The organism is Burkholderia torrens, assembly GCF_984668525.1.
The window spans coordinates 938,309-953,833 of sequence record NZ_OZ480212.1; the positions used below are offsets into that span (position 1 = coordinate 938,309).

14 protein-coding genes are annotated in these 15,525 nt (G+C 66.3%); 9 read left to right on the top strand and 5 right to left on the bottom strand.

Annotated features, from left to right (window positions below; genetic code table 11):
• Positions 1–364 precede the first annotated feature (364 nt).
• Together AC5LXX_RS20495 and AC5LXX_RS20500 are read right to left on the bottom strand one after the other, a co-directional pair.
• Positions 365–2,575, bottom strand: a complete 2,211-nt coding sequence (locus AC5LXX_RS20495) for a xanthine dehydrogenase family protein molybdopterin-binding subunit (RefSeq protein ID WP_493412885.1) — start codon at positions 2,573–2,575, stop codon at positions 365–367.
• A gap of 2 nt (positions 2,576–2,577) precedes the next feature.
• Positions 2,578–3,039, bottom strand: a complete 462-nt coding sequence (locus AC5LXX_RS20500; RefSeq protein ID WP_069252121.1) for a (2Fe-2S)-binding protein — start codon at positions 3,037–3,039, stop codon at positions 2,578–2,580.
• Positions 3,040–3,219: 180 nt separating this feature from the next.
• Between AC5LXX_RS20500 and AC5LXX_RS20505 the strand changes: the two genes are divergently transcribed.
• The 4 genes from AC5LXX_RS20505 to AC5LXX_RS20520 all read left to right on the top strand — a co-directional run bounded on the left by AC5LXX_RS20505 (position 3,220) and on the right by AC5LXX_RS20520 (position 7,685).
• A complete protein-coding gene (locus AC5LXX_RS20505; RefSeq protein ID WP_124449681.1) occupies positions 3,220–4,143 on the top strand; it encodes an AraC family transcriptional regulator in 924 nt (307 codons plus the stop codon).
• Positions 4,144–6,307: 2,164 nt separating this feature from the next.
• Positions 6,308–6,631 (top strand): hypothetical protein, encoded by a 324-nt coding sequence (locus AC5LXX_RS20510; protein WP_493412886.1) that lies wholly within the window; start codon positions 6,308–6,310, stop codon positions 6,629–6,631.
• A 111-nt stretch (positions 6,632–6,742) separates the two neighbouring features.
• Positions 6,743–7,333 carry a hypothetical protein gene (locus tag AC5LXX_RS20515; protein ID WP_493412887.1) on the top strand — a complete coding sequence of 197 codons (591 nt, stop codon included), beginning with the start codon at positions 6,743–6,745 and terminating at the stop codon, positions 7,331–7,333.
• Between the two features lie 73 nt (positions 7,334–7,406).
• Complete coding sequence (locus tag AC5LXX_RS20520; RefSeq protein WP_493412888.1) at positions 7,407–7,685, top strand: hypothetical protein; 279 nt, start codon at positions 7,407–7,409, stop codon at positions 7,683–7,685.
• On the opposite strand, the gene AC5LXX_RS20525 is transcribed toward AC5LXX_RS20520, so the two are convergent.
• A complete protein-coding gene (locus AC5LXX_RS20525) occupies positions 7,669–7,983 on the bottom strand; it encodes a hypothetical protein (protein ID WP_493412889.1) in 315 nt (104 codons plus the stop codon). The two genes, AC5LXX_RS20520 and AC5LXX_RS20525, sit on opposite strands and share 17 nt — an antisense overlap.
• On the opposite strand from AC5LXX_RS20525, the gene AC5LXX_RS20530 reads away from it, so the two are divergent.
• From AC5LXX_RS20530 to AC5LXX_RS20545, 4 genes are all read left to right on the top strand, one after another.
• Positions 7,958–9,424 carry a chemotaxis protein CheA gene (locus AC5LXX_RS20530; RefSeq protein ID WP_493412890.1) on the top strand — a complete coding sequence of 489 codons (1,467 nt, stop codon included), beginning with the start codon at positions 7,958–7,960 and terminating at the stop codon, positions 9,422–9,424. The two genes, AC5LXX_RS20525 and AC5LXX_RS20530, sit on opposite strands and share 26 nt — an antisense overlap.
• A 156-nt stretch (positions 9,425–9,580) precedes the next feature.
• Positions 9,581–10,165, top strand: a complete 585-nt coding sequence (locus tag AC5LXX_RS20535; protein ID WP_493412891.1) for a hypothetical protein — start codon at positions 9,581–9,583, stop codon at positions 10,163–10,165.
• Between the two features lie 175 nt (positions 10,166–10,340).
• Positions 10,341–11,699 (top strand): sigma-54 dependent transcriptional regulator, encoded by a 1,359-nt coding sequence (locus AC5LXX_RS20540; protein WP_493413391.1) that lies wholly within the window; start codon positions 10,341–10,343, stop codon positions 11,697–11,699.
• A 132-nt stretch (positions 11,700–11,831) separates the two neighbouring features.
• Positions 11,832–12,338 (top strand): hypothetical protein, encoded by a 507-nt coding sequence (locus AC5LXX_RS20545; protein ID WP_493412892.1) that lies wholly within the window; start codon positions 11,832–11,834, stop codon positions 12,336–12,338.
• A 27-nt stretch (positions 12,339–12,365) separates the two neighbouring features.
• Here AC5LXX_RS20545 and AC5LXX_RS20550 read toward each other — a convergent pair whose 3' ends face one another.
• Positions 12,366–12,857, bottom strand: coding sequence for a hypothetical protein (locus AC5LXX_RS20550; protein ID WP_493412893.1), 492 nt, complete (start codon positions 12,855–12,857; stop codon positions 12,366–12,368).
• Positions 12,858–13,233: 376 nt separating this feature from the next.
• Between AC5LXX_RS20550 and AC5LXX_RS20555 the strand changes: the two genes are divergently transcribed.
• Positions 13,234–13,911: a LuxR C-terminal-related transcriptional regulator gene (locus tag AC5LXX_RS20555; protein WP_493412894.1), complete on the top strand. Its 678-nt coding sequence runs from the start codon at positions 13,234–13,236 to the stop codon at positions 13,909–13,911.
• Between the two features lie 25 nt (positions 13,912–13,936).
• Here the strand turns inward: AC5LXX_RS20555 and AC5LXX_RS20560 are convergent, their stop codons facing one another.
• Positions 13,937–15,490: a methyl-accepting chemotaxis protein gene (locus tag AC5LXX_RS20560; protein ID WP_493412895.1), complete on the bottom strand. Its 1,554-nt coding sequence runs from the start codon at positions 15,488–15,490 to the stop codon at positions 13,937–13,939.
• Between the last annotated feature and the right edge of the window lie 35 nt (positions 15,491–15,525).

Consider the following 15,525-nt stretch of genomic DNA (forward strand, 5'->3'; position numbering starts at 1 on the left):
CAGCTGACGGCCGTGCCGATGCGGGTGGCTCTACATATTTGAATTTAAAAGAATTTTTAACGTGAGGCGCGATGTGGGTTGTGAAGGGGGCAGAACAATGTTGAAGGATTGTTACGTAGCATCGGCGGGCGACGTTACGGGCGTTACGTCTGATGTAACGTGGGGAGAGGGAGGTGGGGCGAGATATACGAGGGTTTTTCGGCTGACGACTAACCCGACATCGAACCCTACAGGTTTGAAGAATTGTGTATGTAAATCAATGAATTGCCGGCAATTTTTGCCGACATCGAACCCTACATCGAGTCTCGCGCGAAAACACGCCGGCCGCGGAATATCTTCTTCCCGCAGCCGGCGTTCCGTCGCATCAGGCCTTCGCGCTGTCCGCCGAATCGAACGGCAGCCCGTAGTGCCGCTTGCCCGTCGCCGCGAAGATCGCGTTCGCCACGGCCGGGCCGACCGGCGCGACGCCCGGCTCGCCGACCCCGGTCGGCGCCTCGGCCGACGGCACGATGTGCACTTCGACCTTCGGCATCTCGGCCATCCGCAGCACGTGGTACCCGTCGAAGTTGCGCTGCTCGACCTGGCCGTCCTTCAGCGTGATCGCGCTGTGCATCGCCGCGCCGAGCCCGAAGCCGATGCCGCCCTCCATCTGCGCGGCGACGATGTCGGGATTGATCGCGATCCCGCAATCGACCGCGCACACCACGCGCTCGACCTTCACCTTGCCGTCCGCGTCGACCGACACCTCGGCCACCTGCGCGACATAGCTCTTGAACGCCTCGGCGACCGCGATCCCGCGCCCGCGCCCCTTCGGCAGCGGCTTGGCCGGATCCCAGCCTGCCTTTTGCGCGGCGAGGTCCAGCACCGCGCGCATCCGCGGTTCCTTCTCGAGCAGGTCGCGACGGAACGCGTAGGGATCCTTGCCGGCCGTGTGCGCGGCTTCGTCGATGAACGCCTCGACCGCGTAGGCCGTGTGCGAGCTGCCGACCACGCGCCACCACAGCACGGGCACGCCCGTCTTCGCGGTGGTGAGCTCGACCGACACGTTCGGCACCGCGTACGGCAGGTTCGCCGCGCCCTCGACCGACGTGGCATCAACGCCGTTCTTGACCATGAACGCCTCGAACGGCGTGCCGGCGAGAATCGACTGGCCGACGATCCGGTGGCGCCAGCCGACAAGCTTGCCGTCCGCGGTCAGGCCCGCGTCGAGCTTGTGGAAGTACATCGGCCGGTAGAAGCCGCCCTGGATGTCGTCCTCGCGCGTCCACTGCAGCTTGACGGGCTTGCCGTCCGCGCCGAGCGCCTTCGCGATCGACACGGCCTCGACCACGTAGTCCGACCACGCGTTCGCGCGCCGGCCGAAGCTGCCGCCCGCATACAGCGTGTGGATCTGCACCTGCTCGGGCGTCAGCCCTGCCGTCCTGGCCGCGTTGGCCTGATCGACGGTCTGGAACTGGTCGCCGGCCCAGATTTCGCAGCTGTTCGCCGTCAGCTTGACGACCGCGTCGAGCGGCTCCATCGGCGCGTGCGCGAGGTACGGGAATTCGTACGACGCGCTGATCTTGCGCGTCGCGCCCGCGATCGCCGCGTCGGCATCGCCGTCCTTGCGTGCCGACGTGCCCGGCTTGTCGGCGAGTTGCCGGTATTCGCGCATGATCTCGTCCGAGCCGCGCTTTTCCGCGTTCGTTTCGTCCCAATCGACCTTCAGCGCGTCGCGGCCCTGCTTCGCGGCCCAGAAGCCGTTCGCGACGACGGCGACGCCACCGGGCACCTGCACGACCGACACGACGCCCGGCACGGCCTTCGCGGCCGTCGCGTCGAACGATTTCACCTTCGCGCCGAAGCGCGGCGGGCGCTGCAGCAGCGCGACGCGCATGCCGGGGAACGTCGTGTCGAGCGTGAAATGCGCGGTGCCGTTCGATTTCGCCGACGCATCGACGCGCGGGATCCGGTGACCGATCAGCTTGAAATCGGCCGGCTGTTTCAGCGTGACCTTGTCCGGCACGGGCAGCTTCGACGCATCGGCGACGAGCGTGCCGTACGGCGCCGTCCTGCCGCTCTTCGCGTGCGTGACGACGCCGTTGGCGGTCGTCAGCTCGCCGGCCGGCACCTTCCAGCGGGTCGCGGCGGCCGACACCAGCATCGCGCGCGCCTTGCCGCCGGCTTCGCGCAACTGCTGCCACGAGTTCGCCATCGCCGAGCTGCCGCCCGTGCCCTGCATCGTGCCGAACGCGAGGTTCGCGTAGCGCTTCGCGTCGGCCGGCGCGCTTTCGACGCGCACGTGCGACCAGTTCGCGTCGAGCTCCTCGGCGACGATCGTCGCGATGCCCGTGTACGCACCCTGGCCCATTTCGACGTGCTTCGCGATGACCGTGACGGTGCCGTCGGGCGTGATGCGCAGGAATGCATTCGGCGCGAAACCGGCGGCGGGCGCGGTCGCGGCGAGCGCGCGGCGGCCGAAGCCGCTGAAGTCGAAGCCGATGGTCAGGCCGACCGCGGCCGTGGCGCCCGCGGCCTTCAGGAAGGTGCGGCGCGACGGGCGCACCGTATCGTTGTTGTCGAGTTCGATCGTCATGGTCAGGCTCCCAGCGTCGCTGCCGCGTCGTGGATCGCGGCCCGGATGCGGGCGTAGGTCGCACAGCGGCACAGGTTGCCGTTCATCGCGGCATCGATGTCCGCGTCGGTCGGCTTCGGGTTCTGTTCGAGCAGCGCGGTGGCCGACATGATCTGGCCGGACTGGCAGTAGCCGCATTGCGGCACCTGCAGCTTGACCCAGGCGGCCTGCACGGCATGCGCGGGCTTGCTTTGCAGACCCTCGATCGTCGTGACGTGCTTGCCCGCGATGCCGGCGAGCGGCAGCACGCACGAGCGGACGGCCTGGCCTTCGAGATGCACGGTGCACGCGCCGCACTGCGCCATGCCGCAGCCGAACTTCGTGCCGGTCAGTCCCGCATGTTCGCGAATCGCCCAGAGGACGGGCATCGACGGATCGGCGTCGAGCGTGACGTTCTTGCCGTTCAGGACAAACGAGGTAGGCATTTTTATGTCTCCATGGGGAAAACCCGCCATACGGGCAGGTTAGCCGGGAGTGTGCGCGAGCCGCCGCTTTTTGCGTCTACCCAATCCTGCAAATTTATTGAACAATCCTGCAAATCCCCGGCACGCGGCAGGCCGTTTCGCTATGCTCGCGCGACACGGGAAATCATTCGAGGATGCGTCATGGACATGACCGATATCGTGGCGTCGCGCGAATCCGGGCGGCGCGAGCTGGCATCGCTGATCGGCCGTTTCGCGCCGGCCGACGGCTCGCATTCGACGGCCGTGCCGGGCCTGATGCTGCATCGGCACACGCGTCCGGTCGATCTCGGCTGCGGCGTGTCGCGGGCCGCGCTCGTGATCGCCGCACAGGGCGCGAAGCGCGTGATCGTGGCCGGCCAGGCTTACGAATACGACACGCACAATTGCCTGATTACGTCGATCGACTTGCCGATCCTCTCGCGCGTGACGCGCGCGTCGGCGGATGCGCCGTACCTGTGCCTGTCGCTCACGCTCGATCCGCAGCGCATCGTCGAGCTTGCGGCCGAGATGCGGCTGCCCGAGCCCGACGCGGGCCCGGAAGGCGAGGGGATCGCGCTCGCCGAGCTGACGCCGCCGCTGCTCGACGCCGCGCTGCGGCTGTTGCGCCTGCTCGATACGCCCGGCGACATTCCGGTCGTCGCGCCGCTGATCGAAAAGGAAGTGCTGTACCGGCTGATGACGAGCGGGCAGGGCACGCGGCTGCGGCACATGGCCATCGCAGGCAGCCAGACGCACCGGATCGCGCGGGCGATCGAATGGATCCGCGATCACTTCGCGGAGCCGATGCGCGTCGAGTCGCTCGCGCAGGCGGTCAACATGAGCGTGTCGTCGCTGCACCATCATTTCAAGCACGTGACGACGCTGAGCCCGCTGCAGTACCAGAAGCAGTTGCGGCTGCACGAGGCGCGGCGATTACTGCTGCGGCAGGGCGGCGACGTCGGGTCGGTGGCGGCCGTCGTCGGCTACGAAAGCGCATCGCAGTTCAGCCGCGAATACAGCCGGCTGTTCGGCGCGCCGCCGATGCGCGACGTCGTGCATCTGCGCAAGAAGGAACTGCTCGGCTGACGTGCCGCCGCACGGCGGTTGTTTCAGGGCGACCGTCACGAGCATGCGCTGACCGGCGCGCGTTTCGTGCGCGAGCCTGTCATTCATCGCCTTCCACTTCGTCAACCATTTCCAGGAACCACACGTCGAGCTGCTCGACGGCGGCGCGTACCTGCTCCATCCCGTCGTACGCGCATCGCTTCGGCAAGGGCCGGTTCGAATGGGCTGATCTCGACGAAGCACCGCGACGGGTGCTCCGGTTTCGCTGACTACTCGGTTGATGCTTGAATGACGCGAGCGTCGATCGACAACAGGTGATCTTCATCGCCTTTCCCCCCGGCACGCTGACTGGCAAGGCGGCCGCCGACCGTGATACGTGTGCCGTGGCGTGCCGCTCGATGAGAGCCGGATCTCAGGCAATCGGCATGCCATCGACGTTGCAGTCCCGTCGGGCGCGGGCATGCCCATGCGACCGCCGTTCGACGAGCGTGCGGGTGTTTCAGGCGTGTATCGTGGGGACAGGGATATAAGCGGGGCGAGTGCGGGGGCAATGCAATTCGATACGAAGAAATGCCCGATAAATCAGGATTTTACGGGATTTCCAACGTAAGGGCGATGCCGGGTCGATATGTTTCATCGATGAAAATTTCGGGAAAAATTACTTGAAGATAATTCTTCGGCGTATCGCTTACCGAATGACTCGTGGTGTGAAGGCTGAATCGAATGGAAATGAAAAGTCGTTGCCTCTGCTTCGGTCGGAATTGCGCGTTTTCATTTGTTTTTATTATTACAACGATGACACCCCGGATGACTGCATCGTCATCGAGTGATCGTGTCGGTATTTTCACGAATGAATCAATTTCGTCTCGATGATCGCGATACACGCGTGCCGGACGCACATCGAAGGCCGCTGCGTCTGGCCCAGGGGCAGCGCGCCGGGAGAATCGATTCTCGTTCGTCTTCGCGCGGGAGCCCGGCCGCAAACGCCGCGAAGCGTCGTTCGTCAGCGGAAAGACGGATGCAGCCCGGCCCACGGGGCGGCGCGCTTCTCAAGTTTGAAACACTCGTTCATCTTGCTGTCGGGCAAGGCTCCGCGGGCCGGATTCGTCCGTCTAATCGCGGTATTGCGTCGTGACGCTCAATGATCTCGGCGGGTGCCAAACCTTTGCCGCGATACATTCCTGAAACAAAAAATGTCGCTTCTGGAGAAATACCCCCATCTTGAGGCGGTCCGTCACGCGCAATGGACGACGGAACAACGTGTGGCACGCCGCTTGCGATATTCAACGCACCGGCGAGCGGTCGACACGATGCAACAACGATGTGGGGGCGGCCAACTCGTCAATAAGCAGTCGGGGAAACGGCGATGAAGACCAAAAGCAGTAGTGTGATCTGCGCCTATTTTGCGCACCATTGGGGTAGTTGGAAAAACCGGGGTGGTGCTCACGACGCCGTGCCAGCGTCGCGGGTATTCCATTGCCGCTTTTCATGCCTCCGCACCGGCCGCGCGCCGGAAACGTTGTCGCGCCTCGCGGCAATCGGGCGACAGCGGTGCCCGCTTCCTTTCAGTTCACCACGATGGGTCATGTTGGTCGTGCAGTACAACCTGACGCCGTCTCGTCTTCAACCGTGCAAAGCGGTTTCGATCGCGCCGGGCCAGTATCGGCGCTGGCCGGATTAGATCGAACGCACGCACGCCGGATTGCCCGGAAGCCCTTTCTTTGCCAGCTCAGGGAGCAAACATGCCATCTGGCTGCAATGCGGCGCCGTCATCGCTCGACTGACGAGCGCAGTTTGAACGGCTGTCGCATTTTGCGGTGGTATATATTCGCGCGTTTTTGATTCCGAAAATGGATTCCAGTGCCGGTATCCGTTTTCAACGGGATATCGAAAATCGTCATCCGGGATGATTTATGCATCATCGCGGTCGCGAAATTAATTGAGTTTTTTAAAAGAATTCAATGTTCATAAAAATTATAGAAAACACCTACTTATAAATTTTGGACAACTTATAAAAGCAAAACTAGAATTCGACTGGCCAAAATTCATAAATCACAAAATTACATTGCTGAGTTAATAAACAAATTTGATAGTAATCCTTATTTTTAAGGATTGCTCGAGGCGGGAGGATCGAAGGCGTGCGGTCTTCCTTGCTCATTCTCTCCACGCCGTTATGGAGTCGACCATGAAGAAGCTTCTGATTGCAGCAGCAGTTCTGGCGGTTTCGGGTGCAGCGTTCGCAGCGAGCGGCACGATTTCGGGCAGCAACTCGTCGAGCGGTGGCCAGACGATGGCCGGGGTCGCCGGGTTCGGCCACTTCTCCGCGACCGATTCCGGCGCGGCGCTCGGCGCAGCCGGCGCGCTCGCCGGTGGCCCCGGCAGCGGCTCGGTCTCGTACACGAGCCACACCCAAACGTCGACGGTCGGCGGCTTCGGCTTCGGCGGCGCACAAGCGGGTGGCAGCAGCGGTGCGAACGCCGGCTCGGTTGGCTGGACGTATCACCACTAAGCCGCGACGCGTAGCGTTCGTCATTGGCTGGCGGTGCGGATGCCGGGCGTTGCCCCGCGCGGGCAGGCTCGGCTCCGCCACCGTCGAACTTTCTCACGGCAAGGAATTGCTATGAAAGCCAAAGTCATATTAGCGACAGCGCTCACCGTCCTATCGTCGGCCGCAATGGCAGCAGGTTCGTTCACGAACAACCAGACGCAATCCGTCGCAGCGGGTGTGTCCGGTTCGGTACTGGTCGGGTCCGGCAGCTATACGAGCAATTCGACATCGACGGCTGGTGCGAGCGCCGGAAGTACCGTGACACCCGCTGGTTCCGTCGGCACGGCGTCCGCCAACCACAACTCGACCTCGACGGCCAGCGGTTCCGGCACGAACGGGGGCGCGTTTGCGGCAGGCGGCGGTATCGGTGCCGCAGGCTCGTACGGCGGAAACAGCAAAACGAACGAGAACGCAAACGCACTGTCGGGAGGGGTGACCGCCACGATCGTACTCGGCGCCAACCACTACACGGCCACGGGCGCGAACGACAACGGCAATGCCAACGCGGGTGCCGCTGGACTGACGGGCAGTGGCGGATCGGCTGCGATCACGGGTTCGAATCACTACAACTCGTCGACCGCGTGGAGTACCGGTCCGGCTGGCTCGCCGTCCGCGTCGGGCGGAAGCCAGGGCAGTTCGAGCGCGACCGGGAGCAGTCATTAGTCAGGCGTGGGGGGACCAGTTTCCCAGCGACGCTGGTCTCTTTTCCCGCCTTGTTGTCACGTAAGGAGTTGGCATGAAGCAGAACCTGATTGCCGCCGCTCTGATGCTCGCGTCACTGACGGCATATGGCGCTGACCGTGCTGCCGATGGTGGGCAATCGAATATGCAGACGTCAAACAACCCTTCTCAGACAACCAGACCGTCGGAACAACAATCGCTTTCGTCGGGCAGTGCCATCGGCGCATCGGACGCCCAGCAGCAGGGAATGTCGGATGGCCCGTGGTCCCAGCTGGGTAGCGGCTGGAAGCAGTTCGGGGAAGCAGCAAGAACTGAAGTCATTCAGGGGAAGTAGCACGGTTGCCTGGGTGGGAGGTATAACCTCGTCCGGAGAGTGAAATGAACAGCAACAGGATCAGGGTGGCATGCGCGGCGATGTTCGCGATGACCACGATCGGTGCCCAGGCGCAAACTGCCGACTCGAGTTCGAGCGCGCAATCCTCGACGTCGTCGACGGCGATCAGCCAGGGCGGCGGCTCGAGCATGAACACGAACACCACGAGTTCGCGCGGCGGCAATGCAACGAGCAGCAGCGGGGTGCGTGGCAGCGGCAATTCGAGCGTGAACGTGAACGTGACGATGCCGTCCGGCACCAGCGGTGGCTCGAACGTGACGCCGCAGAGCGTGAGCACGCTCCAGACGTCGGGCTCGCCAGGCACCAACCCCTACAACACCCAGACTTCCGAAAACGTCAATTACTCGGGTACGCAGACGATCAAGACCAACCCGTCGATCCAGGCACCGGGCCTCACGACCACGCTGTCCGATACCTGCATGGGATCGGTGAGCGTCGGCGTGTCGTTCCCGGGGTTCGGCGCGACGGGCGGCACGACACTGGTCGACCAGGCGTGCGTCCGGCGTCTCGATGCGCGTGAATTCCGCGCGATGGGGCTGACCGACGTGGCGCTCGCGCTGCTGTGCCAGAGCGATGCGAACCGGCGCGCGGTGGAAGCGACCGGCCACCTGTGCCCGGGCACGACCGCGCCACTCGCGCGTTCGAACGTGGCGCCGAGCGTCGAAGCGACCGTCGCCGACGACGTGAAGTATCGCGATCCGATCGTGCGCGACCGCATGGGCCTGCCGCCGCTCGGTTCGGCTGCGCCGGCACCGGCTCCCGCGCCGACGCGTCCGATCCAGACGACGTCGGTGCAGGCCGCGCCTGTTCCGGTGCCGGTCCCGGTCCCGGCGATGGCGCCAGTTGCCGCCGCGCCGGCAGTGGCGGCGCCGGCAGTCGCCGCAGCCGCTCCGGCAGTCGCAGCGCCGGCCGTTGCGGCTGCTGCACCTGTGGTTGCTGCAGCGCCGGCAGCGCATGTGGCTGCCGCGGCACCCGCCGTCGCCGCCGCGCCTGCCGCCGCGGTCGTACCGGCGGCAGCGATGGCAGCCGTGCCGGCTGCGGCCATCATTGCTGCGCCGGTGGTTGCCGACAAGTCATCGCAAGAGCCTGCCGCACTGGTAGCCGACACGAAGGCGCCCGTGCCTGCGCAGCCGGTGGCCGACACGAAGGCGCCCGAGGCCGTGCAGCCGGTTGCCGACACGAAGACCCCTGAGCCCGCACAGCCGGTAGCTGATACGAAGGCGCCCGAGCCTGCCCAGCCGGTAGCTGACGCGAAGGCACCCGAGCCCGCACAGCCAGTAGCCGACAAGGCGCCGGAGCCGATGCCGGTCGCGACCGACAACGCAGCGCAGGCTGCCGGCGAACCGGTTGCCGAACCGATGCCGGCTGCTGCCGTCGTCGCGGCGCCGGCAGCCGATGCAAAGGCTGCCGAGCCGGCGTCGCAAGCGGCGGTCGAAGCGCCCGCGCCGGAAGCCGCGCAGCCTGCTGCCGCCACAGCGCCGGCCGACATGCCTGCCGCCGACGCGAAGGTGCCCGAAGCGGTCGAATCCGTTGCCGCACCGGCTGCGCCGTCTGCCGACATGCCGGCATTGTCCGACCCGGCCCAGGCGTTGCGGCCGGCTGCCGTCGACCAGCAGGCCGCACCGGCAGCACCGGTCGCGCCGGCACCGGCTGTCATCTCGACGAGCACGTCGTCGTAAGCGCGCGGGGCTGTCTGCCATGTGGCCGGCATACCGGTCGCACGGCAGACGGCCGGCCCCGATGCACGGCGGTGGTTCCCGGTTGGACGGGTGTTGGTCCCATCCCCGAGGTCAGCCCCACTTTTTGCCTGACGAGGATGCAAGGAGGCCTCAATCATGAGGATCTTTTTGGTCGCTTTGCTGCTGGTCGGCGTGCAAGCCGCTGCGCAGTCGGTTTTCCAGAATCCCGCGGTCTTCATCATCCTGAACGAGCAGACCCTCGCGAACGCCGCAAGCGTTCAGCAGGCGCTCTCGACGCTCAACCGTCCCGACAACACGGCGTGCGCACCGATGATGATGATCGGCGACCCGCAGATGATTTACATGATGCCCGAGGAGGGGCACGCGCCGTCGTGGCAATCGCCGGTGTACGGTCGCGGCGCGCCGTTCCGGGCGCAGAACGGGCCGGCGCCGACGGGCAAGACGGTCGGCGCGATGCAGCACACGGAAGACATGCGGACTTTGCCGTGGAGCGACGGCAGTGCGATCACGCAGAAGATCGCCGGCGAGTCGAGCCTGGTGGCAGCGGACCGCGTGAGCGAGTGGCAGCTCAACGGGCTCAACAAGATCGAGACGGCTCGCGCGGAAGACGTGACGGTGAACGGCAAGACCTACCGTGCGTATCGCGACGATCTCAACGGGGCGGCGAAGCCGGTCGTCGAGCCGCAGATCTACACGCAGCGCGTCGTGTTCTGCCGATAACGAAACATCGATTCGAGGACGGGGCGGCGCCGCGCCGCGGGACCACGAGGCCCCGCCATACGCGATCCGGCAACGGCCGTCCCGATATACAACCCTATGCGGCGAGGCCATCGTGAACTATTGCTGCCAGCTCAGCGTGTCAGGCCCGCAGGATGTCGAGCGGGAAGCCGGCGCGATGCCGTTCGTCGCCGTCCGGCGCGATCAGGTGGTGCCGTCGCGGCCGCTCGTCTATCTGTCTCAGCGGCACGATGCCGCGCTCGTCGATTGCCTGGCGTCGCGCGGCTGGGACGTGTGGCGCGCGAAAACCGTTGCGGACGCACTGAATCTCGTCAAGGCGAACCGCCCGCATGCGGGTATCGTCGATTTCGGCAGCTTCGCATCGCTCGACATCGTGTCGTTCGAAGCGCTGCTGCGCGACCCGCGCGTCGGTTGGGTCGCGCTCACCGACAGGGAGCGGCTGCGCGACATCCCGATCGCGCGCCTGATCCGTCATTGCTGTTTCGACTACGTGCGTAACGTGACGGCCTACACGACGATCGGCTATCTCGTCGGCCATGCGTACGGGATGCTGAAGCTCGCGGACGGCGACCCCGCCGCGGAGGCTGCGCCGCCCGGCGGCACGATGATCGGTTCGTGCGACGCGATGCGCCGGCTGTTCGCGACGATCCGCAAGGTCGCGAACACGGATGCCACCGTGTTCATCGCCGGCGAATCCGGTACCGGCAAGGAGCTGACCGCCGCGGCGATCCATCAGCAGTCGATGCGGGCCGTTGCACCGTTCGTCGCCGTGAACTGCGCGGCCATTCCGTCGACGCTGCTGCAGGCCGAACTGTTCGGCCACGAGCGTGGCGCATTCACGGGCGCGCACCAGCGCAAGATCGGCCGCATCGAGGCCGCGCACGGCGGCACACTGTTTCTCGACGAGATCGGCGACATGCCGTTCGAGAGCCAGGCGAGCCTGCTGCGGTTCCTGCAGGAGGGCAAGATCGAGCGGCTCGGCGGGCATGCGTCGCTACCGGTCGATGTGCGGATCGTGTCGGCGACCCACGTCGATCTCGAGGCCGCGATGCAGGCGGGGCGGTTCCGCGCCGACCTGTACTACCGGTTGTGCGTGCTGCGCATCGACGAGCCGCCGCTGCGCGCGCGCGGGCGCGACATCATGCTGCTCGCCGATTACGTGCTGCGGCGTTATCGCGGCGACAGTTCGCACCGGATTCGCGGCTTCATGCCCTGCGCGGTCGAGGCGATCCACAACTATCCGTGGCCCGGCAACGTGCGCGAGCTGATCAACCGGATCCGGTTCGCGGTCGTGATGACGAACGGTCCGCTGATCTCGGCGGCCGATCTCGAACTGCGCGCGTACACGTCGCGGCAGCCGCCGACGCTGGCGGAAACGCGCCGGCAGGCCGAGCGGCGCGCGATCGAGGAAACGCTGATGCGCAACCGCCACCAGCATGCGGATGTCGCCGCGGAACTGGGTATTTCGCGCGCGACGCTGTACCGCCTGATGACCGCGCTCGGGCTGCACGGCTGATGCGCGTCGGCGCGCGCCGCTCAAGACTGCGCGGCAGCGGCCGTTAAAACATGAAATGACCCGTGCGGACCGCCGGCGCATCGATGCGCGCGCGGCCGGCACGCGGCGCATCACGCTTATCCGGGGTTTATCGTGACAGAGTGCAGTCACTGCGGCAGGACGTTCCTGGTCGGCGGCCGGTCGATCGACGGGCGCCGCTATTGCAGCCGGGTGTGCGCACGCGCGCATCCGATCATCGTCGAGGCCGAACGGGTGCCCGACGCGAAGGTTCGGCAGTATGTCGACGACTGGCGCTACGGGCCGTGCCCGATCTGCCTGCGCGAAGGGCAGCCGGTCGACGTGCATGCGTCGCATCGCGTCGTGTCGCTGCTGTTCGTCACGCGCTGGGCGACCCGGCGCCACGTGTGTTGCCGCCGTTGCGGGCGCCGGAAGCAGGCGGTCGCGCTGCTCGCATCGGCCACGCTCGGCTGGTGGGGGCTGCCGTGGGGCATCGTGCTGACGCCGATCCAGCTCGTGCGCAACGCGCTCGGGCTGGCCGCGCGCGATCCGGAGGTCGCGACGCAGCAGTTCGAGGAGTTCGTGCGGCGCAAGCTGGCGGCGCGCCGGCTCGAGCGTGCGGAGCAGGGCGCCGGCACCTGATCGTGCGCTTGCGCGCACCGCGCCCGCTCAGGCCGGCCGCTCGAAGCCCGATGCGACCCAGCGTTCGGCGCTGGCCTTGTTGAGCTTGAACCCGGCCGACACCTTCGCTTCGGCCAGCAACTCGCCGTACGGATCGAATGCCTTCAACTGCGCATACGGCTCGAACTCGTCCGGCACGATGTCGAGCGTCACCGATACATCCTGTTCGTCGTCGCCCTGGACAGTCACTTCCTTGTGCAGCATCGCGCGCCGCTGCTGCTCGTGCCGCATCAGTACTTCGGTCGCGGTCTTCACGAGCGTGCGGAACGCGTTCGCGTCCATCGGTTTCGGGTTCTTCTTGTCGCGACCCATCGTCCACGGCCCGACGAGCGCGGGCTCGGACTCGCCGTCCTTGATCATCTCGACGGCCCAGCCGTCGTCGTCTTCGTTCTTGATGATGCGGGCCGTCCAGCCGTTGTCGCGCCAGAGGCCGTCTTCGTGGATGGTGGTGTCGTCGGATTGCAGGTCGGATTCGGTCATGAGGAAAGCGCGAGTGCGGGCAGCCGGCAAAAAGGCGGGGGCGCGCGGCCGGCATCGGCGCATCGCTCGCCGCCGGGGGCCCGGGGTGGCATGCAAAGGCGCAATTTTACCTGCTGGCCGGCCGCATCGCGCACGACGCCTGCCATTGGGCCGATGCCGCGCCGGTCGGCCGCCGGCTGCCGGGCGCTCGAACCCGTGCAAATATCAAACTCGTATTACGTCCCCGGCGCCCGATCCATGTGTTGTCCGATATCCCGCCCGCGCCTGGCTGCCTAGAATCGGGTTTCAGGCTAAAAATAGCCTGAATGCCCTTTCAACGCTCAACCGGCCGCCCGCTTTTCGCGCCGCGCGGCCGGCGAACCACCAGGAACTGCGCATGAGGAAATTCAATGTTCGCGTCGTCGTCGCGTACGACTGGCCGTTGACGCTGGCCGGCATCGAGCAGGTCGCCGGCAGCGCCTGTGCCATCGAGCTCGTCGCGGTCTACCGGAGCACGGCCGAACTGGTCGCGTCGCTCGGCGCGGTCGATTGCGACGTCGTGCTGGTCGACTATGCGATCCGCGGCGACGCGCAGATGGACGGCCTCGCGCTGTTCGGCTGGCTGCGCCGCACGCGGCCGAACGTCGGGATCGTCGCGCTGGTCGCGAACGAGAACCCGCTGATTTTCCGGTCCATTCTCGCGATCGGCGGCGTGAGCGTCGTCAGCAAGTTCGACGAGGTCGGCCACATCGTCACGGCGATCCATTCGAGCTACAGTGGCGGCGCGTACCAGTCGCCGGTCGTCAGGCGCGCGGTCGACACGCTCGGCGCGCGCGGCGAGGCGCCCGTGAAGCTGTCGGTAAGGGAGATCGAGGTGATTCGCCTGTATCTGGCGGGCGTGCCGATCAAGACGATCGCGCAGCGCCTCAGCAAGGGCAAGCAGACGGTCAGCGCGCAGAAGATCAGCGCGATGAAGAAGCTCGGTGCGAACAACGACGTCGAGCTGATCCAGCGGGCGGCCGGGCTGGGGCTCGGCGGCGGGGCGGGCGCGCCGCGGGCCGGCGGCGCGGGGTGAGCCCGCCCGCGCCGGCCGGGCGCCTTCAAGCCGGCAACGCGAACCGCGTGACGGCGTCGCGCAGCGCTTCGGCCTGATCGCGCAGCGAATGCGCGGCCGCCGCGGCCTCTTCGACGAGCGCCGCGTTCTGCTGCGTGACCTGGTCCATCTCGCCCACCGCGCGATTGACCTGCTCGATCCCGGCGCTCTGCTCGCGCGACGCATGGCTGATTTCGTCGAGGATCTCGTTCACGCGTCGCACCGACTGCACGAGCTCGGCCATCGTCTCGCCCGCATTCGAAACGAGCGCAGCGCCGTGTTCGACCGTCTCGTTCGACGACACGATCAGCGACTTGATTTCCTTCGCCGCCGTCGCCGAGCGCTGCGCGAGCGAGCGCACTTCGGCCGCGACCACCGCGAAGCCGCGGCCCTGTTCGCCTGCGCGCGCGGCTTCGACGGCCGCGTTCAGCGCGAGGATGTTGGTCTGGAACGCGATCCCGTCGATCACGCCGATGATGTCGCCGATCTTGTGCGAGCGGTCGGTGATCTCGTTCATCGTGCGCACGACGTCGTCGACCACCGCGCTGCCGCGCGTCGCGACCTGCGCGGCCTGGCCCGCGAGCGACGCGGCCTGCGCGGCGCTGTCCGCGTTCTGCTTCACGTTCGCGGTCATCTGGTCCATGCTCGACGCGGTCTGCACGAGCGCCGCCGCCTGTTCCTCGGTGCGCTGCGACAGGTCCGTGTTGCCGGACGCGATCTCGCTCGCGCCGACGTTGATGTTCTCGGTGCCCATCCGCACGCGCGACACCATGTCGATCAGCCCGCCCTGCATCGTGTGCAGCGCATGCAGCAGGCTGCCGCGATCGTCCTGCTTCACGGTCACGCGCGCGGTCAGGTCGCCCCGCGCGATGCGTTGCGCGGCGTCGAGTGCGGCCTCGAGCTCGCCGCCGAGATTCGCACGCACGCTTTTCAGCACGAGCACCATCACGGCGGTCGCGAGCGCACCGAGCACGGCCGTCATCGCGAGCCAGCGGCCGATGCTCGCGAGCACGGCCGAGCGCACGTCGTTCATGTACATGCCCGTGACGAGATACCAGTCCCACGGCGCGAAGCGCTGCACGGCGCTGGTCTTCTCCTGCGGCTTGTCGGCGCCCGGCTTCGGCCACAGATATTCGACGAAGCCCTTGCCGCCTTCCAGGTTGCCGGCCTTCACGATCTCGACGAACAGGTGCTTGCCGTTCGGGTCGGTGAAATTCGACACGTCCTTGCCGTTGAGCTCGGCCTTGATCGGGTGCATTACGATCACCGGCTTCGAATCGTTGATGGAGATGTAGCCGTCGGCACCGTGGCGCATCGCGGCGATCGCCTCGATCGCCTTCTGCTTCGCATCGGCCTCAGGCAGCACGTTCTGCTGCGACAGCTTGTAGTAATGGTCGGTCACGCTCGCGGCCTGCGCGACCAGCGACGCGAGCTGGTCGCGGCGGTCCGCGATCATCGAGGCGCGCGTCTGCCATGCGCCGAGCCCGGCGATCACGAGCAGGCCGAGCCACAGGATGACGATCATCGAAGCGAGTTTCTGATTCAGGGAAAGGTTGCGCATGGTGTGTGGTCGGTCAGTCGAGGATGCTCGCCGGG